The following is a 16,090-nucleotide window of genomic DNA, read 5'->3' as shown; positions in this document are numbered from 1 at the left end:
ATTTTAGTTTAAATTAAATGTAGGAAAACGCCGAGTTATTTACTCTTCATGATTAAAATAATCCACTAAAAATTCATAAGGCGTTTTCTCTCTTGTTAATCGCTAAATAATGTCTGATTATGCCACACCTCAATCCAAAGTTCGTATCACGCTTTCGGCTTTCCCATTGGTTTGTGGCTGGTAAATTTTTGATTGATACGCTGGTTATCACACTGTTTACCTAAACAAACAAAAGCCTTTTTTTGTTAAAAAGTTTCAGGAACGTATCGTGTTTAAGTAAAAAAATCCTATTTAATTAATGCGATATGAATAAGTGTATATAGTTGCATAAGGACATTAAGCTAACACCTCACAGTCAACATTGTACCGAGCTAGTTTAGTTTAAAAGTTAAAGCATAAGAAAACATCAAGGTGTTTACCTAAAACAGATTTAACTTGTTGTGATATTATATGTATCTATTTGCACAATAAATAAAAAAGTGTAAAAATATCACATTTTAATAAAACCGACATTATATCAATTATTAATTGCCTCAGGCATGAACGATATCCGTTAGAATAGTGCATTATATAAAAAATATGATGCTAACAAATATAATCTAGTAGATGTCAAAAAACATTAATAATTAATAAAATCATAAATTAATTATAAAACGGAGATAGTATGAGAAGTAAAGGCCTTGCTTATTTATTGTGGTTCTTTTTTGGAGTATGGGGAGTCCATCGAATGTACTGTGGTAAATGGATTACTGGCATTATTTGGTTTTTTACTGTTGGTTTATTTGGTATTGGATGGTTTTTAGACCTATTTTTAACTAGTGGTATGGTTGACTATGCTAATTGCATCTATAAAAGCAAATATAATTTATCACCGACTAACAATATGAATCAAAATCAATCGTCAACGGATACTATCGTAACTATAAACAAAAAAAATGTGTAATACGTTTGATTAAAATAATTTTCTAAAAAATAAGGCAAGTTTTCCTGAAATTGCCTTATTTTTTATAATTTGATATCATCTCGAAGCATTATTTTATTATTATGTTAATAAGAAAAACTGCTGTTATCTAGCTCTTTTTAGCTAGTTTTAACTGATTGAATAACTGGAGAAAAACAATGCAAGAATTTTCTATACCACTATTTTCTATTGTCAAAAATTCCGTTTTCAGTTAGTATTTTCTGAAAAAATTAAAGTTACCGTTCAAGTATTTCAATTATTCTTTCCAAAATCAAATCTTTATCTTGATCAACATTCACCACATGGTGCGCAACATCATGATACAAAGGTAATCTTTCAGACAATATGTTTTCCATTTCATCAATAATTGGTAAATCCGTTAGTGATGGACGTTGAGCAACATTGGGGTCTTTCATTAAACGAGCAGCTAAAGTATCAACAGGTGCCGATAAAAAGATAACAATGCCATTTTGTTTCATAAAATTACGGTTATGCTCAGCTAACACCATTCCTCCGCCAGTTGCAATAACACGATTAGATTTAGTCGTATCAACAAGCACTTGGCTTTCTCTTGCTCTAAATCCTTCCCAACCTTCTTCTTCAACAATTTCGGCGACTGTTTTTTGAGTTGTTTTAAGTAAGTGGCTGTCAGTGTCAATAAAAGAAAATGATAGCTTATCAGCTAACATTTTCCCTATTGTTGTTTTACCTGCAGCCCTTGCTCCAACTAAAAAAATTGTTTTGTTCATATTGGGTATGTCCTTTCTGATTTACAGAATATGCTAGTCATGCTAGTGATTTGTTCTTTTTTTTGCAATATTTTCTTAAACATTCTTTAATGCATTGAAAAAATTATTTTTTACAATAATTTCAATAGCTACCTAAAAAAATTTTTGTCATTTTTACATTAAAACATAAAGAAATCCTAAATAACACTAAATTTTTTGATGAAGTCAACTAACAGAGCCTTCCTGTATCGCGCTAGCCAAAATAAAAAACAAATTCGCTCAACATGCAAACCGAGTTTTTTACTAAGTTGAGCGAATTTTATATTAAATTGAATTGCTTCCGTGAACTGATACCTAAAGTTTGCCGTTACTTAAAAAACAAACCAAGCAACAAACCAAAGAATATTTGCCTGTTTGTATCTATTTGATTTTTAAGGTTTTTATACATAAACGTAGTACACTCCTGAAGCTTTTTAACAAAAATTCTACTGTATTGATTTAGATAAACTGTGTGATAACTAGTATATCAAGCAAAAATCACCTGCCCATAAACCAGTGGAAAAGCCGAAAACGTGATACGAATTTTGAATTGAGATGCAGCATAATCAGCCAATATTTAACGATTCCAAAGAGTGAAAACAAAAGCTTAAATGTTTGATTAATTTTTATCATACGGTTAAACCGCATAAAGCGATTTCAGAGAAAACACCTTATGATTTTTAGCGGATTATTTTAATCATAAAGTGTAAACAACTCGGCGTTTTCCTACAAATTATTTTTTAGTTAAAGCATCAATTACAGCCTGTTTTGCACGCTCAGAAAGATCCTTTCCTGTCCAAATTTTAAATTGAGCATTTGCTTGGCCAATAAACATTTCACGTCCTGATATAGATTCCCAACCCGCTTGCTCTGCTTCTTGTCTAAATCGTGTATTGTATGGAGTATAAACGATGTCATAAGCCACACCTTTGCCTTTAAACCAAGCCTGTTTGTAAGGAGTTTGATCTTCAAACTTACCTGTCATGCCCAGTGGTGTTGAGTTTATAATAATTTGTGCTTCAACCTCGCCACGGTCTTCCCATTTAATGGTTTTTAGGTTGAATTCATTAGCTAATATTTGAGCTGAGTCATCTGCAATATCGGTTACTGTGATATTGGTATAACCAAGCTCTTGTAAGCCAACAACGGCTGCTCGCGCAGCACCACCTGCACCAAGTAATAACACTTTGTTATATTCTGCCGATAGTTTTTTGCTTTTGAGTGGTTCCATAAATCCAACAATATCCGTATTGTCACCACAGAGCTTATCACCACGCCAATATACTAAATTAGCCGCTCCTGCTTTTTTTACATGCTCGGTCACTTCATCTAAATAAGGAATAATCGTTTGTTTATGCGGAATAGTGACACATAAACCACGAATATTTAATAATCTTACTGATTTAAATAAAGCTGCAATCTCTTGCGGAGGTGTAGCAAAAGGAACTAAAACAGCAGGAATATTATAGTCTTGAAATGAAGTTGTATGAATGAGAGGGCTCATACTATGCCCTAAAGGATAACCGATAATGGCGTATATATTATATGGCGTAAATTGGTTCATATAACCTCCATAAAAGTCAAAAAATTAAATTTAATAGATAAAATCTATAATTTAGTATTAAAACATATTTATTATAAAATTAAACCGTTTTTGTTTTTAATCAAAATAATTTAAATTGGAAAGTAATTGTTTTAATTATAATAACTCAATAGCTGTTATTCATTTGTTAATATTCATTTTATCAATAAAATTATTTTACACTTAAATAAGATAATGCTTGAGAATTTGCGCATAAAAGCGTATACTTCGCTACCTCATTATTGTGGGTGTAATGTGAGAGGTAGACTGCTTCTCAGATAGAACTGCAGTAAACTAAAAGCCTGACGAGGTTAATTCCATTAACATATTACGCCCAGGGCTTAAGCATAGAAATTTTGGAGAATTATTGACATGTCACGAGTATGCCAAGTAACAGGAAAAGGTCCTTTAGTAGGGAATAATCGTTCTCATGCGATGAATGCTACTAAACGTCGTTTTCTACCAAACCTTCAAACTCATCGTTTTTGGATTGAGAGTGAAAAACGTTTTGTAAAACTACGTGTATCTGCTAAAGGTATGCGTACTATCGATAAAAAGGGTATTGATGCAGTTTTAGCTGAACTTCGTGCCCGTGGTGAAAAGTACTAATAAGGAAACCATATCATGGCAAAAGGTGTACGCGAAAAAATTAGATTAGTTTCTTCTGCTGGTACAGGTCATTTTTATACCACTAGCAAAAACAAAAGAACTATGCCTGAAAAAATGGAGATCAAAAAATATGATCCTGTAGTTCGTCAGCATGTAGTTTATAAAGAAGCTAAAATTAAATAGTTTTAAATAAACAAAAAGACCCAGTTATGCTGGGTTTTTTTATATCTTTTAAATGATGATATTATTCATTAATTATCAAATAATTATTTAAGCAATAAAAAAGCTCCAGTTTTTAGCTGAAGCTTTAGTAAACAAATAATGATTTTATTTTAAATATTGCTGTTCATATGCTCTTGCTTTTTTATCATCAAAAACATGTTCCCAGCGAGCAATAACTATTGCAGCTAATGCATTACCAACGACATTAACTACCGTTCTTCCCATATCTAAAATTCGTTCCACGCCCATTATATAACCAATACCTTCAAGAGGGATGCCAACGCTACCAAGCGTTGCCGATAAAACTAAAATTGATGCACCTGGAACACCTGCAATACCTTTAGAAGCAATCATCAATGTAATAACAATAATAATTTGATCCAAAATGGTGAGATCAATGTTAAAAAGTTGAGCTAAAAAGATAACTGTTATACTTTGATAAAGTGTTGAACCATCAAGATTAAATGAATATCCCGTTGGAATCACAAAGCTAGTTATTGATTTTGGAGCACCATAGGCTTCCATCTTTTCAATAATTTTCGGTAATGCTGTTTCTGAACTTGCCGTTGAAAATGCAATGACTAGCTCTTCTTTTAAAATTCTCAGCAATGTAAAAATATTGAAGCGACATATTTTACAAACAAGGCCAAGTACTACTAATGTAAAAATAATCATTGCCGAATATACAGTTAAAATTAACTTAAATAATGGCAGTAAAGATGCAAAACCATATTTAGCAACAGTTACTGTGATAAGTGCAAATACACCAATAGGTGCATAACGCATTATCATATTGGTTACTTTAAACATGGTATCTGAAATTACTTTTAAAAAGAAAAGAAACGGTTCACGTTGTTTGTCAGGTAAAGACATTAGTCCTAAACCAAAAAAGACACAAAAAAAGATAACGGGTAAAACAGCCCCATCAGTCATTGCTTTAAAAATATTTGCAGGAATCATATCAAGAATCATAACAATTAAACCGTGTGGTTTTCCGCTTAATTCTTCGGCTGCCTTTGCATATTTACTCACATCTGTTGTTGCAAGCGTAGATGAATCAATACCCGCCCCTGGTGAAAAAATATTTCCCCAGCAAAGACCTAATAAAATAGCAATAGTGGTAATAATCTCAAAATAAAGTATTGTTTTAAAACCTAAAGTTCCTAGTCTTTTCGAACCACCAATACCTGCAATACCTAACGTTAATGTACTGAGTATAATAGGTAATACAATCATTTTGATTAAACGAATAAAAATATCACCCGCGGGCTGAAAAATATTAACTATAGAAAATTGATAATAAGTGTGTAATGGATGAGATGGAACAGAAAGCTCAAATAAATAAGCCCCCATCGCAACACCTAAAACCAAAGCAATTAAAATTTGCCATGCAAGATTTGTTAAGATTTTTTTTGTAAAAAATGCCATCTAATACTGTTCCTTATCGAGGTTATTCTAAATAAAAAAGGATTAGTTAATATCACTAATCCTTTTTATAATTAAAAATTATTCTTCGGATCCTTGTTCAAAATCACTCCGCTCTTCGCTATGAGATAATGAATCAGATTCGCTATCATCCTCTGTTTCAGCTATTCGCTGTAATCCCACAACCTTTTCAGTTTCAGCTGTTCGGATAAGCATAACGCCTTGAGTATTACGACCTACAATACTTACTTCTGAAACTCGAGTGCGAACCAGTGTTCCTGCATCTGTAATTAACATAATTTGATCGGTTTCATCAACCTGAACTGCGCCAACCACAGCACCATTACGCTCACTTACTTTAATAGAAATAACGCCTTTAGTTGCTCGTGATTTTGTTGGATATAATTCTTGCTGAGTTCGTTTACCATAACCGTTTTGAGTTGCAGTTAATATTGCACCGTTTCCACGCGGTACTATCAAAGATACCACTTTATCATCACTATCAAGCTTTATACCTCGAACACCCGCTGCGGTTCTTCCCATACAACGAACTTTATTAGCAGGGAATCGAACAACTTTACCATTGGCTGAGAATAACATAATATCTTCAGTCGTTGAACATTGTGAAACTTCATCATCTTCAACATCAACGTCTTCTACAACGATATCATCATTCATTTCTTCATCATCAGTCATAGCTGAAAGATCATTGCTAGTTAAGTCAACGCCAATTAATTCATCATCATCACGCAAATTAATCGCAATAATACCTCCACTTCGTGGACGACTGAATTCAATTAAGGATGTTTTCTTAACTGTACCTTGCGCTGTTGCCATAAATACGCAATGTTCATCATCAAATTCTCGAACTGGTAAAATTGCGGTAATACGCTCATTTTGTTCTAGAGGTAACAAATTAATAATTGGACGACCACGAGAACCTCGGCTAGCTTCAGGTAATTGATAAACTTTCATCCAATATAATCGACCACGGCTTGAAAAACAGAGGATCGTATCGTGAGTATTAGCCACTAATAATTTTTCAACGAAGTCTTCTTCTTTAATTTTAGTTGCAGATTTACCTTTGCCACCACGACGTTGAGCTTCATAATCTGAAAGTGGTTGATATTTTACATAACCTTGATGGGAAAGAGTGACGACGACATCTTCTTGAGCAATAAGGTCTTCAATATTAATATCGGCACTGCTTGCTGTAATTTCTGTTCGTCTAGCATCTTGGAATTGGTCTCGAACACTTTCTAATTCTTCACGAATCACTTCCATTAAACGCTCTGAACTTGCCAAAATATGCAATAACTCACCAATTTGAACTAACAAATCTTTGTATTCATGAAGAATTTTTTCATGTTCAAGGCCAGTTAAGCGGTGTAAGCGAAGATCTAAAATCGCTTGAGCTTGTGCTTCTGATAAATAATAATGTCCATCATGAATACCAAACTCTGGCGCTAAATCTTCTGGTCTAGCTGCATCATTACCTGCTTTTTCTAACATGGCTGCAACATTTCCAAGTTGCCAAGCTTGACTCAATAATTTAGTTTTTGCTTCACTAGGCGTTGCAGCAGCACGAATTAGTTCAATGATAGGATCAATATTGGCAAGTGCGATTGCTAAACCTTCTAATACATGAGCGCGTTCGCGTGCTTTGCGTAGTTCATAAATGGTTCGACGCGTTACAACTTCACGGCGATGAAGTACAAAAGCTTCAATCATCTCACGCAAATTTAACAGTTTAGGTTGACCTTTATGCAAGGCCACCATATTAATGCCAAATGAAACTTGTAATTGAGTTAAAGAAAAAAGGTTATTTAAAACAACTTCACCAACAGCATCACGTTTTATTTCAATAACAATACGCATACCATCTTTATCTGATTCGTCACGTAATGCCGAAATACCTTCTACTTTTTTATCTTTGACTAATTCAGCAATTTTTTCGATCAATTTTTTCTTGTTAACTTGATATGGAATTTCGTTAACGATAATTGTTTCACGACCGCTATGCTCATCAACTTCAATTGTTGCTCTAGAGCGAATATAGATAATACCACGACCAGTACGATATGCGTTTTCAATACCCTTTCGACCATTGATTAATGCTGCTGTCGGAAAATCAGGCCCATGAATATATTCCATTAAACCATCAATCGAGATATTTTCATCTTCAATAAAGGCCAAACAACCATTAATAACTTCAGATAAATTATGAGGAGGAATATTAGTTGCCATACCAACAGCAATTCCTGATGAACCATTAATTAACAAATTTGGAATACGAGTTGGTAACACATCTGGGATCATTTCTGATCCATCATAGTTAGGTGAAAAATCAACAGTTTCTTTATCAAGATCTGTAAGCAATGCTCCTGCAAATTTTTGCATCCTAATTTCGGTATAACGCATTGCAGCAGCTGAGTCGCCATCAACAGAACCAAAGTTACCTTGACCATCAACTAGCATGTAACGCAATGAAAATGGTTGAGCCATACGGACGATTGTATCATAAACAGCAGAATCACCATGCGGATGGTATTTACCAATTACATCCCCAACAACACGTGCCGATTTTCGATAAGGTTTATTCCAATCATACCCTGCTTCATGCATTGCAAATAAAACACGCCTATGCACCGGCTTTAAACCATCTCGCACATCAGGTAAAGCTCGACCTACAATTACTGACATAGCATAATCAAGATATGAGGACTTTAGTTCATCTTCAATATTAACGGGAGTTATTTCTTTGGCTAGTTCGGTCATAACACCAACTTCTCTTAATAATTTAATTCATTAAAACAGCTTATAATTATAGCATAATATTCACTATTAAGGCAGAACAAAACTGTTTTATTCAAACTTATTCAACGTGATTAAACAAGGTATTTTCAATTAATTGGCATAAACAGTTTAAAATCATGGCATGCATTTCGTAAGCCATGACCTTTTTATAAGATGGTATTCTAATTTCGATATCGTTTTGTCCTAATAAACCAATAACTTCACCACCATCAAATGCCGTTAATGCAACAATTTTCATATCTTTAATTACTGCTTCTTGAACAGCTCGAATAATTGCACGACTTTTACCTTGACAAGTAGCTATAATTAAAACATCGCTTTGTTGCCCTAGTGCTTGAATTTGACGAGCATAAATTTCTTCATGATTAGCTATCGCACTTAATAAAACATTGTCCGATACTAAAGCTATCGCAGGAATACTCGGTCTTTCAATGTTAATACTAGTAATTAAACGTGAAGTAAAGCTTTGCACATTGGCTGCTGATGAGCCATTGCCACAACTCATAATTTTATTACCATTAAGTAAACTATCAACAATAATATTTGCTGCTTTTTCGATAGAATAACCAAGTGATTCAGCCATTACGATTTGAGTCTGAATACTTTCAGTAAAATAATTTTTAATTAAATCTTGCACGCTTTCACCTAAAAATTAAAATGCATTGATAATCCACTTTTGACTTTTACCTGTAATAGCAAAAATATCAAATCTAAACGCGGTATCTTCAATATTTAAATTTTGCTCTATCATCCATAGCTGAGCAGCCTGCTTTATCTTATTTTGTTTATTTAATGTTACGGTCATTTCGGCATCACCAAAATTTGCATTTTTTCGGTAACGCACTTCAATAAAAACAATGCAGTCCTTATCTAACATTATTAAATCGATTTCACCTTGGCGAAATTGAATATTATGTGCTAAAAATATAAGACCTTTGTTAAGTAGATATTGGCAAGCAATATTTTCATAATACTCACCAATTTGTTTTTTATTCGCTCTTAGAATCTGATTTAGCATCACCATAAATATATTGCTGCCAAGAGAGTGTTCGAGTTACTTCGCATTGATCAGTTGTGGATAATTTACCTGTCATTCCATCTAAAAAATTAGGCTGATATGAACTAAGTTGATTAAAACGATTGGCAAGTCTCCACGCATCAATTCCCATCGCATACAAACGCATTAATGAATAATCTTTTTGAACATTACTAGGAATATTATTTGTATTATCCTTTTGATTCACAATCATAGGAATTTCTGCATATTCAGTTTTATTCATATCGTAGTTAAAATCTTTAGAAGCATTAGCTACATGGCTTTTTGAACTTGAATAAAGCATAATAGCCGATGAATTGCCAATAGTTTTATTTGCCCCCATATCAAGCATTGGTTTTATCAATGTCAATTCATCATATGAAGAATAAATATAAATAGCATCAAACCCAGTAGATAACATTCCCTCTGACACGGCCTCATCATTCAAGATAGGATTTCCTGCAAGGGTAATACCTATATTATGATTCATATTGGCGCTTAATGTTGTAGTATTACCAAAATATTGTACGTAAGCTTGTGAGTTATTTGCCGACAATTGTGACCACTCCATTGCAAAACTTTGAGCAACACGTCGTCCTAAATCAGTTTGGGGTACTAATAGCAATGGTTTTACTTTATTTTGAGAATAAATATGGTCTGCCGCATCTTTTGCTTCATCTTCAGGAGATAAAGCAAAAAAACACATTTTATTAGCAGAAGAAGCCATGCTATCAACTTTATTTAAGGCTAAAACCGGAATGGTTGGTGCTAATTCTTTTATTTTAGTAACTTCATTTTTTAATAAAGGCCCTACAATTAATTCAACATTCTGCTCTTGTGCTTGTTGAATTAAAGTATCCATAGGAGCACTAGTTGTATCAAATACAATCACATTTTGTTGTGGCTCTTGCGGAAAAAAATTTATAGCATTGATATAACCTTGACGAATCGTTTCACCAAATATACGTGAAGGACCATTTAATGGTAATAATAAAGCAACATTTTTTGCATTAGCATCAACCGAAAGTGTTTGCCCTCCAGTCAATATTGAAATAATTTCGTTAGCAGGGTGATGTGGGTATTGTGTAGCCCAATTATTGATAGCTTGGTTTAGTAACTGTTTTTGATTTTCAGATTTTGCTGCAATTGTTTCTGGAGTATCATCATCTTGCGAAACATGTTTGTTACTATTATTTTGGTAAGTGTAAGCTAAATCAACCCAACCTCGTAATACGGTTTCGTTTTCATCAACTAAAATCTTACCAAGTTTATCAGATTTTAACTTACGAAAAAAATTCCATGTATTAATTAATAATTGCCGTTTTTCAGTTTCTGATACATACTTTTCTAATTGAAGATAATCATGAGCTTGAGCATTAATATCTTTATTATTTATATCTAGACCTAATTTTATAGTGTAATAACGGTATAACTGTGAATTAGTCAAATTATCGAGAGTAAATTGATTAAGGTCAAATTTTTTCCTCTTTTTTACAGCAATTTCACCTTCTGATAATAACTTTTCTTTTTGCTGTTCAGCATTAAGATTAAGAGGTAAATTTGCTAATAATGCATTTGCTTGCGAAAATTTATTTTCTTTTATTAAAGCCCGAATAGCTAATAGTTGCCAATTAACTTTAATGGAACCTGTGCTATTATCCGCTTGTGACAAATAATAATTAGAGTTTTGATGCTCATCAAAGTCAAGAGACTTATTTGATTCAAAACTACATCCCACCAAAAATACAAATAATGACATTATTAACATAACACAAAAGGAGCGTTTTAGATTCATACCTATTCCCTTATAAGTTGTTATCCCCAAATTCGTTGTACATGAACGGTCACTTCTTCTCGATCATGATAAAGCTGTTTAGCTTGAATTTGTACATTAATTTTCTTATTATTTAATTCATTGTTTAGTAATTGTAAACTTTGTTTTACTTCTTCATAACGCTTTTTCATTGGTAATTTGAGATTAAAAATAGCCTCTCTACACCAACCATTAATTAGCCATTTAGCTATTAATTCGGTTACTTTGGTTGGTTTTTCAACCATATCACAGACCAACCAATAAATATTATGCTTTTTAGGCATAAATTTAAAACCATCTTCTCTATAATGTTTAACTTGACCTGTTTGCATTAATTTTTCATTCATAGATCCATTATCAATGGCATAAACCATCATACTTCTTTTAACCAGCTGATAAGTCCATCCCCCAGGGCAAGCTCCTAAATCGACAGCATTCAACCCACCTTTTAATCGCTCATCCCACTCTTCATATGGGATAAAAATATGAAAAGCTTCTTCTAATTTTAACGTAGAGCGACTTGGAGCATCTGCAGGAAATTTTAGCCGTGGAATTCCCATATAAAAAGGAGAATTATTTTGGCTAAATGAATAACCAACATAACAGCTATTATTATTGATAAAAAATAAATGAATAACCGGACGAGAAGGATTTTCAACTTTCAATAAAATACGTTTATTTCGTAATGCTTGACGAAGCGGAACAGTAAATTTACGGCAAAATCCTGAAAGCGCTTTGCCTTCATTAGTATCAGCAACTTCAACTCGTAAATCACCGGCTTTATCTATACATCCAGATAATGCATTAATAATAGGAGATATACGATCATCTGTTGGCAAATCAACTAATAAATCACCTGCTACAAACATTTGCCGTGCAAAAATAAGTGTCCGAAAAGCCAAATCTTTTATTAATAATTGCGCATCACCATCTTGATAACATTCAAAAATAACATAACTGCTGTTTTCTTTTACTTTAGCAAAACCATATATTTCTTTTTTCACAGCTCTATCTGTAATTTCTGCCGCACACTCTTTTTCAAATCCAGAACGACAATATAAAATAATTTTATTTAGTTTTTGCATATTGTAATTTTTTACTCTTTTAAAAGATGTTATAAAAAAATATTTTAATCAGATTGCACATTATTAGAATATAAAGGGGCTTCTCCTTTTGGACGTGTTTTGAATCGACGATGTAACCACATATATTGTTCTGGTGCTTTTAAAATCTCTTGTTCAATTATTTTATTCATGAACGTTGCCGCTAGAACATCATCTTCTATAGGAAATCCTTCAACTCTAGGAGAAATATAAACAACATACCGACCACTTTTTTCTCGTTTAGGTGTAAATGGAATAATAGCAGGATGACCTAACTTGACTAATATACGCGTACCTACTGTTGTCGCTGCTTTTTCAACTGAAAATAGAGGAGCAAAAACACTATTTTTAGGACCATAATCATGATCAGGAGCATACCAAAGCAATTCACCATTTTTTAATGCCCTAATCATACCTTTTGTATTATGGCGTTCCAACATATATTTGTTTGATTTTAAACGTCCTTTAAGCTGAACATAATCCATAACAGGGTTATCATTCGGTCGATACACCCCCACTCCTGGATGACTCATTCCCAAAATACGTGCACCTAATTCTAATGTTAAAAAATGGATACCAATAAGTAAAACGCCTTGACCTGACTGTTGTACTTTTGTTATATAATTATCGCCAACAATAGACGTATTTTTAGCTAAACGTTTATCAGACCAAAACCAAGCCATACCGGTTTCAAAAATAGCTAATCCAGTAGAAATAAAGTTCTCACGCAACATCTGATCACGTTCTTGCGGCGTTTTTTCTGGAAAGCAAAGTTTAAGATTCTGCCTTGCAGTCTCTTTCCGTTTACCAATTAGTTTCATCGAAAGCAATCCTAACCCTTTTCCTAATTGATAAATAATAGGGTATGGCAATAAAACGATTATATATAAAACACCAATACCAAACCACGTTAACCAATAACGAGGGTGCAATAAATTTTTAGTAAAAATAGGCCGAATTTCTTGGTTTTGACTCATATTAAGATCAAATTATTATTAATAATGCAGTTGTTTATTATATACCATATCTTATTTTTCAGGACATAAAAATAAACAAAGCTTAATAACATTATTGTGTTACAATATTTGTTATCAATTGATATTTAAGATAAATCATAGTTAATAATTGAAACTTATGAACTATGATTTATTCTTAAAATTATCTATTTTTATACTGAAACACATAGTTTCCTGAAACTTTTTGACAAAAATCAAACAGCAACGGGGGCTTTGATTGCTGGATGTGGATCATAGCCAGCAATTTCAAAATCCTCAAACTTATAATCAAAAATTGTTGGAGGTTTACGTTTAATAGTTAATTTTGGCAATACTCTTGGCTCACGGCTTAATTGCAAATGAGCTTGTTCCATATGATTAGAGTAAAGATGTGTATCACCACCTGTCCACACAAAATCACCGACATCTAACTCACATTGTTGTGCAACCATATGAACTAACAATGAATAGCTAGCTATATTAAATGGTAGTCCCAAAAATACGTCACAAGAACGCTGATAAAGCTGACAAGAAAGTTTACCGTTTGCAACATAAAATTGGAAAAAAGCATGACATGGTGCTAATGCCATTTGATCTAATTCTCCAACATTCCAAGCAGAAACAATCATACGTCTAGAATCAGGATCATTTTTAATTTGATCAATTAATTGTGAAATTTGATCTATTTGACGACCATCAGCAGAACCCCATGCTCGCCATTGCTTGCCATAAATAGGCCCTAAGTCACCGTTGGCATCAGCCCATTCATCCCAAATTGTTACTTTGTTATCTTTTAAATAGTTGATATTAGTATCGCCTCTTAGAAACCAAAGCAACTCATGGATAATTGACCGTAAATGACATTTTTTAGTTGTAACAAGCGGAAAACCTTCTTGTAAATTAAACCGCATTTGGTGACCAAAAATAGATAACGTGCCTGTTCCTGTTCTATCTGATTTAGGAGTACCTTCATCTAAAATTTTTTGCATTAACACTAAATATTGTTTCATTGTGTTTTTGCCTTATTATTAAATCTATACGCAAATAAAAGAATTAAAATACCACCAATAATCATTGGTAGACATAATATTTGTCCCATACTGATAATATTTAAAAATAAACCTAGTTGTTCATCTGGTTGCCTAAAAAACTCTATAACAAATCTAAATAAACCATAGCAAAGCAAAAATAACCCTGATGCTGCGCCAGCAGGTCTTGGCTTTCGGATAAAAATATTTAAAATAATAAATAATAAAATTCCTTCAAACAGCATTTCATAAAGCTGCGAAGGATGCCTTGGCAAAATACCATTTAGTTGTGAGTAAAGTGAAAACCATTCAGGATGGGACTGAACAAACATAAAATCGGCATGTGCTGAGGTTGGAAATAACATACCAATAGGCAAATTAGTTACTCTTCCCCAAAGTTCTCCATTAATAAAATTACCAAATCGTCCAAACATCAAACCAATCGGGACAAGCGGAGCAACAAAATCACCTACTTCCATAAAAGTTTTCTTTGCTTTTTTTGCAAAAATAGCAATAACGCAAATAGAGCCAATTAAACCACCATGGAAAGACATTCCTCCTTCCCAAACTTTAAATAAAATAACAGGATCTTTAATAAAGGCATCAAAGTTATAAAAGAAAACATAACCTAATCTACCACCAATAAAAAGGCCTAAAAATCCCCAAAATAATAAATTTTCAACCTGTTGTGACGTCCATTTACTATTAGGTTTATTTGCACGGCGTTTGGCTAAATAAAGAGCTCCAAGCACACCAAACAAATACATAGCACCATACCAATGGAGCGATATAGGACCAATAGAAAATGCTATTGGATCGAAATTAGGAAATTGCAAATATTGATTCATTTTTTAATACGCTTTTTATTTTTATGTTTATGAACAAAGAAATTAAACCGTTTCTTTTTAGAAATGTTAGTAATAGGTACATCTATTTCAATTTGAATCGAAAAAACAATACAAGAAAACTCCTTCATTGCTTTCCTATAAACATCTCTTTTAAAAGTAATTACTTGCCGAATAGGATACCAATAGTTGACCCATTTCCAATCATCAAATTCAGGAGTTGACGATGTATTAAGATTTATTACCGATACATCAGATATTAATTCTAGTAAGAACCACTTTTGTTTTTGTCCAATACAGACGGGGTGATTTTCCCAACGAACCATCCTTTTAGGTAATTTATATCGTAACCAACCATTAGTAACGGATAAAATCTTCACATCTTTTGATGATAAACCAACTTCTTCGTTTAATTCACGAAACATTGCCTGCTCAGGCGTTTCGTTTTGTTTTATGCCGCCCTGAGGAAATTGCCAGGAATTCTGCCCGTAACGACGAGCCCAAAGTACCTGACCATACCTGTTACAAATAACTATTCCTACATTTGGACGGTAGCCATCATTATCGATCACTGACTACCTCAAAAATCTATTTTTATATAGTTAAATTGTTTCATACATAGAGCAATAAATAAATAAAAAAATAGTATTAATAGGATAAATACATCTTTTTTGTGCGTTTTTAACACTAAAAATATTTACTATAATATTACTCATATACACATGTCATTATGTACTACTTTTATCTCTAAATAAAAAACTACAAAAGAAAAAAGCCCAGCATTGCTGCTGGGCTCGTGTATTTAAAAGTCTGGCGGCACCCTACTCTCACATGGGTAATACCCACACTACCATCGGCACTACGGCGTTTCACTTCTGAGTTCGGCA

General features: G+C 33.0%; 15 protein-coding genes. 3 read left to right on the top strand and 12 right to left on the bottom strand.

Annotated elements, in window-relative coordinates:
- The first annotated feature begins 664 nt into the window (after nt 1–664).
- On the top strand, nt 665–943 hold the full coding sequence (locus GQ590_RS06460; protein WP_160407437.1) for an NINE protein: 279 nt from the start codon (nt 665–667) through the stop codon (nt 941–943).
- Between the two features lie 254 nt (nt 944–1,197).
- Here the strand turns inward: GQ590_RS06460 and aroL are convergent, their stop codons facing one another.
- Both aroL and aroE read right to left on the bottom strand, forming a co-directional pair.
- A complete protein-coding gene (gene aroL, locus GQ590_RS06455; RefSeq protein ID WP_160407434.1) occupies nt 1,198–1,710 on the bottom strand; it encodes a shikimate kinase AroL in 513 nt (170 codons plus the stop codon).
- Between the two features lie 751 nt (nt 1,711–2,461).
- Nucleotides 2,462–3,292: a shikimate dehydrogenase gene (gene aroE / locus GQ590_RS06450; RefSeq protein WP_160407431.1), complete on the bottom strand. Its 831-nt coding sequence runs from the start codon at nt 3,290–3,292 to the stop codon at nt 2,462–2,464.
- 390 nt (nt 3,293–3,682) lie between these two features.
- Between aroE and rpmB the strand changes: the two genes are divergently transcribed.
- Nucleotides 3,683–3,919, top strand: coding sequence for a 50S ribosomal protein L28 (gene rpmB / locus GQ590_RS06445; RefSeq protein WP_034884345.1), 237 nt, complete (start codon nt 3,683–3,685; stop codon nt 3,917–3,919).
- Between the two features lie 15 nt (nt 3,920–3,934).
- Entirely contained in the window at nt 3,935–4,102 is a 168-nt protein-coding gene (gene rpmG, locus GQ590_RS06440) for a 50S ribosomal protein L33 (protein WP_034884348.1), read from the top strand.
- A gap of 144 nt (nt 4,103–4,246) precedes the next feature.
- On the opposite strand, the gene gltP is transcribed toward rpmG, so the two are convergent.
- The 10 genes from gltP to rppH all read right to left on the bottom strand — a co-directional run bounded on the left by gltP (nt 4,247) and on the right by rppH (nt 15,775).
- Nucleotides 4,247–5,569, bottom strand: coding sequence for a glutamate/aspartate:proton symporter GltP (gene gltP / locus GQ590_RS06435; protein ID WP_065636066.1), 1,323 nt, complete (start codon nt 5,567–5,569; stop codon nt 4,247–4,249).
- A gap of 78 nt (nt 5,570–5,647) precedes the next feature.
- Nucleotides 5,648–8,344 (bottom strand): DNA topoisomerase (ATP-hydrolyzing) subunit A, encoded by a 2,697-nt coding sequence (gene gyrA / locus GQ590_RS06430; protein WP_160407429.1) that lies wholly within the window; start codon nt 8,342–8,344, stop codon nt 5,648–5,650.
- Between the two features lie 97 nt (nt 8,345–8,441).
- Entirely contained in the window at nt 8,442–9,020 is a 579-nt protein-coding gene (locus GQ590_RS06425) for an SIS domain-containing protein (RefSeq protein WP_160407427.1), read from the bottom strand.
- A 15-nt stretch (nt 9,021–9,035) separates the two neighbouring features.
- On the bottom strand, nt 9,036–9,407 hold the full coding sequence (locus GQ590_RS06420; RefSeq protein WP_065636069.1) for a YraN family protein: 372 nt from the start codon (nt 9,405–9,407) through the stop codon (nt 9,036–9,038).
- Complete coding sequence (locus GQ590_RS06415) at nt 9,373–11,214, bottom strand: penicillin-binding protein activator (protein ID WP_160407425.1); 1,842 nt, start codon at nt 11,212–11,214, stop codon at nt 9,373–9,375. The genes GQ590_RS06420 and GQ590_RS06415 overlap by 35 nt, the downstream gene beginning before the upstream one ends.
- Nucleotides 11,215–11,234: 20 nt before the next feature.
- A complete protein-coding gene (gene rlmM, locus GQ590_RS06410) occupies nt 11,235–12,317 on the bottom strand; it encodes a 23S rRNA (cytidine(2498)-2'-O)-methyltransferase RlmM (RefSeq protein ID WP_160407422.1) in 1,083 nt (360 codons plus the stop codon).
- Nucleotides 12,318–12,361: 44 nt separating this feature from the next.
- Entirely contained in the window at nt 12,362–13,312 is a 951-nt protein-coding gene (lpxL, locus tag GQ590_RS06405) for an LpxL/LpxP family Kdo(2)-lipid IV(A) lauroyl/palmitoleoyl acyltransferase (RefSeq protein ID WP_160407419.1), read from the bottom strand.
- 233 nt (nt 13,313–13,545) lie between these two features.
- Nucleotides 13,546–14,340 carry a thymidylate synthase gene (gene thyA / locus GQ590_RS06400; protein WP_160407416.1) on the bottom strand — a complete coding sequence of 265 codons (795 nt, stop codon included), beginning with the start codon at nt 14,338–14,340 and terminating at the stop codon, nt 13,546–13,548.
- Nucleotides 14,337–15,206 (bottom strand): prolipoprotein diacylglyceryl transferase, encoded by an 870-nt coding sequence (lgt, locus tag GQ590_RS06395; RefSeq protein WP_160407413.1) that lies wholly within the window; start codon nt 15,204–15,206, stop codon nt 14,337–14,339. Before lgt ends, thyA begins: the two co-directional genes overlap by 4 nt.
- Complete coding sequence (gene rppH / locus GQ590_RS06390) at nt 15,203–15,775, bottom strand: RNA pyrophosphohydrolase (RefSeq protein ID WP_160407410.1); 573 nt, start codon at nt 15,773–15,775, stop codon at nt 15,203–15,205. The genes lgt and rppH overlap by 4 nt, the downstream gene beginning before the upstream one ends.
- Nucleotides 15,776–16,090: the final 315 nt, after the last annotated feature.

The sequence above is a fragment of the Gilliamella sp. Lep-s35 genome (assembly GCF_009795845.1).
In the GTDB taxonomy this organism is placed as follows: Bacteria; Pseudomonadota; Gammaproteobacteria; order Enterobacterales; family Orbaceae; genus Gilliamella.
Note: the sequence above shows the minus strand (reverse complement) of the source record. Positions and strands in the feature narration are given on the sequence as shown.

Excerpts from the sequence above, each read along its gene's own strand:
- GQ590_RS06460 (WP_160407437.1), top strand. The coding sequence starts at position 665 with ATGAGAAGTAAAGGCCTTGCTTATTTATTGTGGTTCTTTTTTGGAGTA.
- aroL (WP_160407434.1), bottom strand. The coding sequence starts at position 1,710 with ATGAACAAAACAATTTTTTTAGTTGGAGCAAGGGCTGCAGGTAAAACA.
- aroE (WP_160407431.1), bottom strand. The coding sequence starts at position 3,292 with ATGAACCAATTTACGCCATATAATATATACGCCATTATCGGTTATCCT.
- rpmB (WP_034884345.1), top strand. The coding sequence starts at position 3,683 with ATGTCACGAGTATGCCAAGTAACAGGAAAAGGTCCTTTAGTAGGGAAT.
- rpmG (WP_034884348.1), top strand. The coding sequence starts at position 3,935 with ATGGCAAAAGGTGTACGCGAAAAAATTAGATTAGTTTCTTCTGCTGGT.
- gltP (WP_065636066.1), bottom strand. The coding sequence starts at position 5,569 with ATGGCATTTTTTACAAAAAAAATCTTAACAAATCTTGCATGGCAAATT.
- gyrA (WP_160407429.1), bottom strand. The coding sequence starts at position 8,344 with ATGACCGAACTAGCCAAAGAAATAACTCCCGTTAATATTGAAGATGAA.
- GQ590_RS06420 (WP_065636069.1), bottom strand. The coding sequence starts at position 9,407 with ATGGTGATGCTAAATCAGATTCTAAGAGCGAATAAAAAACAAATTGGT.
- GQ590_RS06415 (WP_160407425.1), bottom strand. The coding sequence starts at position 11,214 with ATGAATCTAAAACGCTCCTTTTGTGTTATGTTAATAATGTCATTATTT.
- rlmM (WP_160407422.1), bottom strand. The coding sequence starts at position 12,317 with ATGCAAAAACTAAATAAAATTATTTTATATTGTCGTTCTGGATTTGAA.
- lpxL (WP_160407419.1), bottom strand. The coding sequence starts at position 13,312 with ATGAGTCAAAACCAAGAAATTCGGCCTATTTTTACTAAAAATTTATTG.
- thyA (WP_160407416.1), bottom strand. The coding sequence starts at position 14,340 with ATGAAACAATATTTAGTGTTAATGCAAAAAATTTTAGATGAAGGTACT.
- lgt (WP_160407413.1), bottom strand. The coding sequence starts at position 15,206 with ATGAATCAATATTTGCAATTTCCTAATTTCGATCCAATAGCATTTTCT.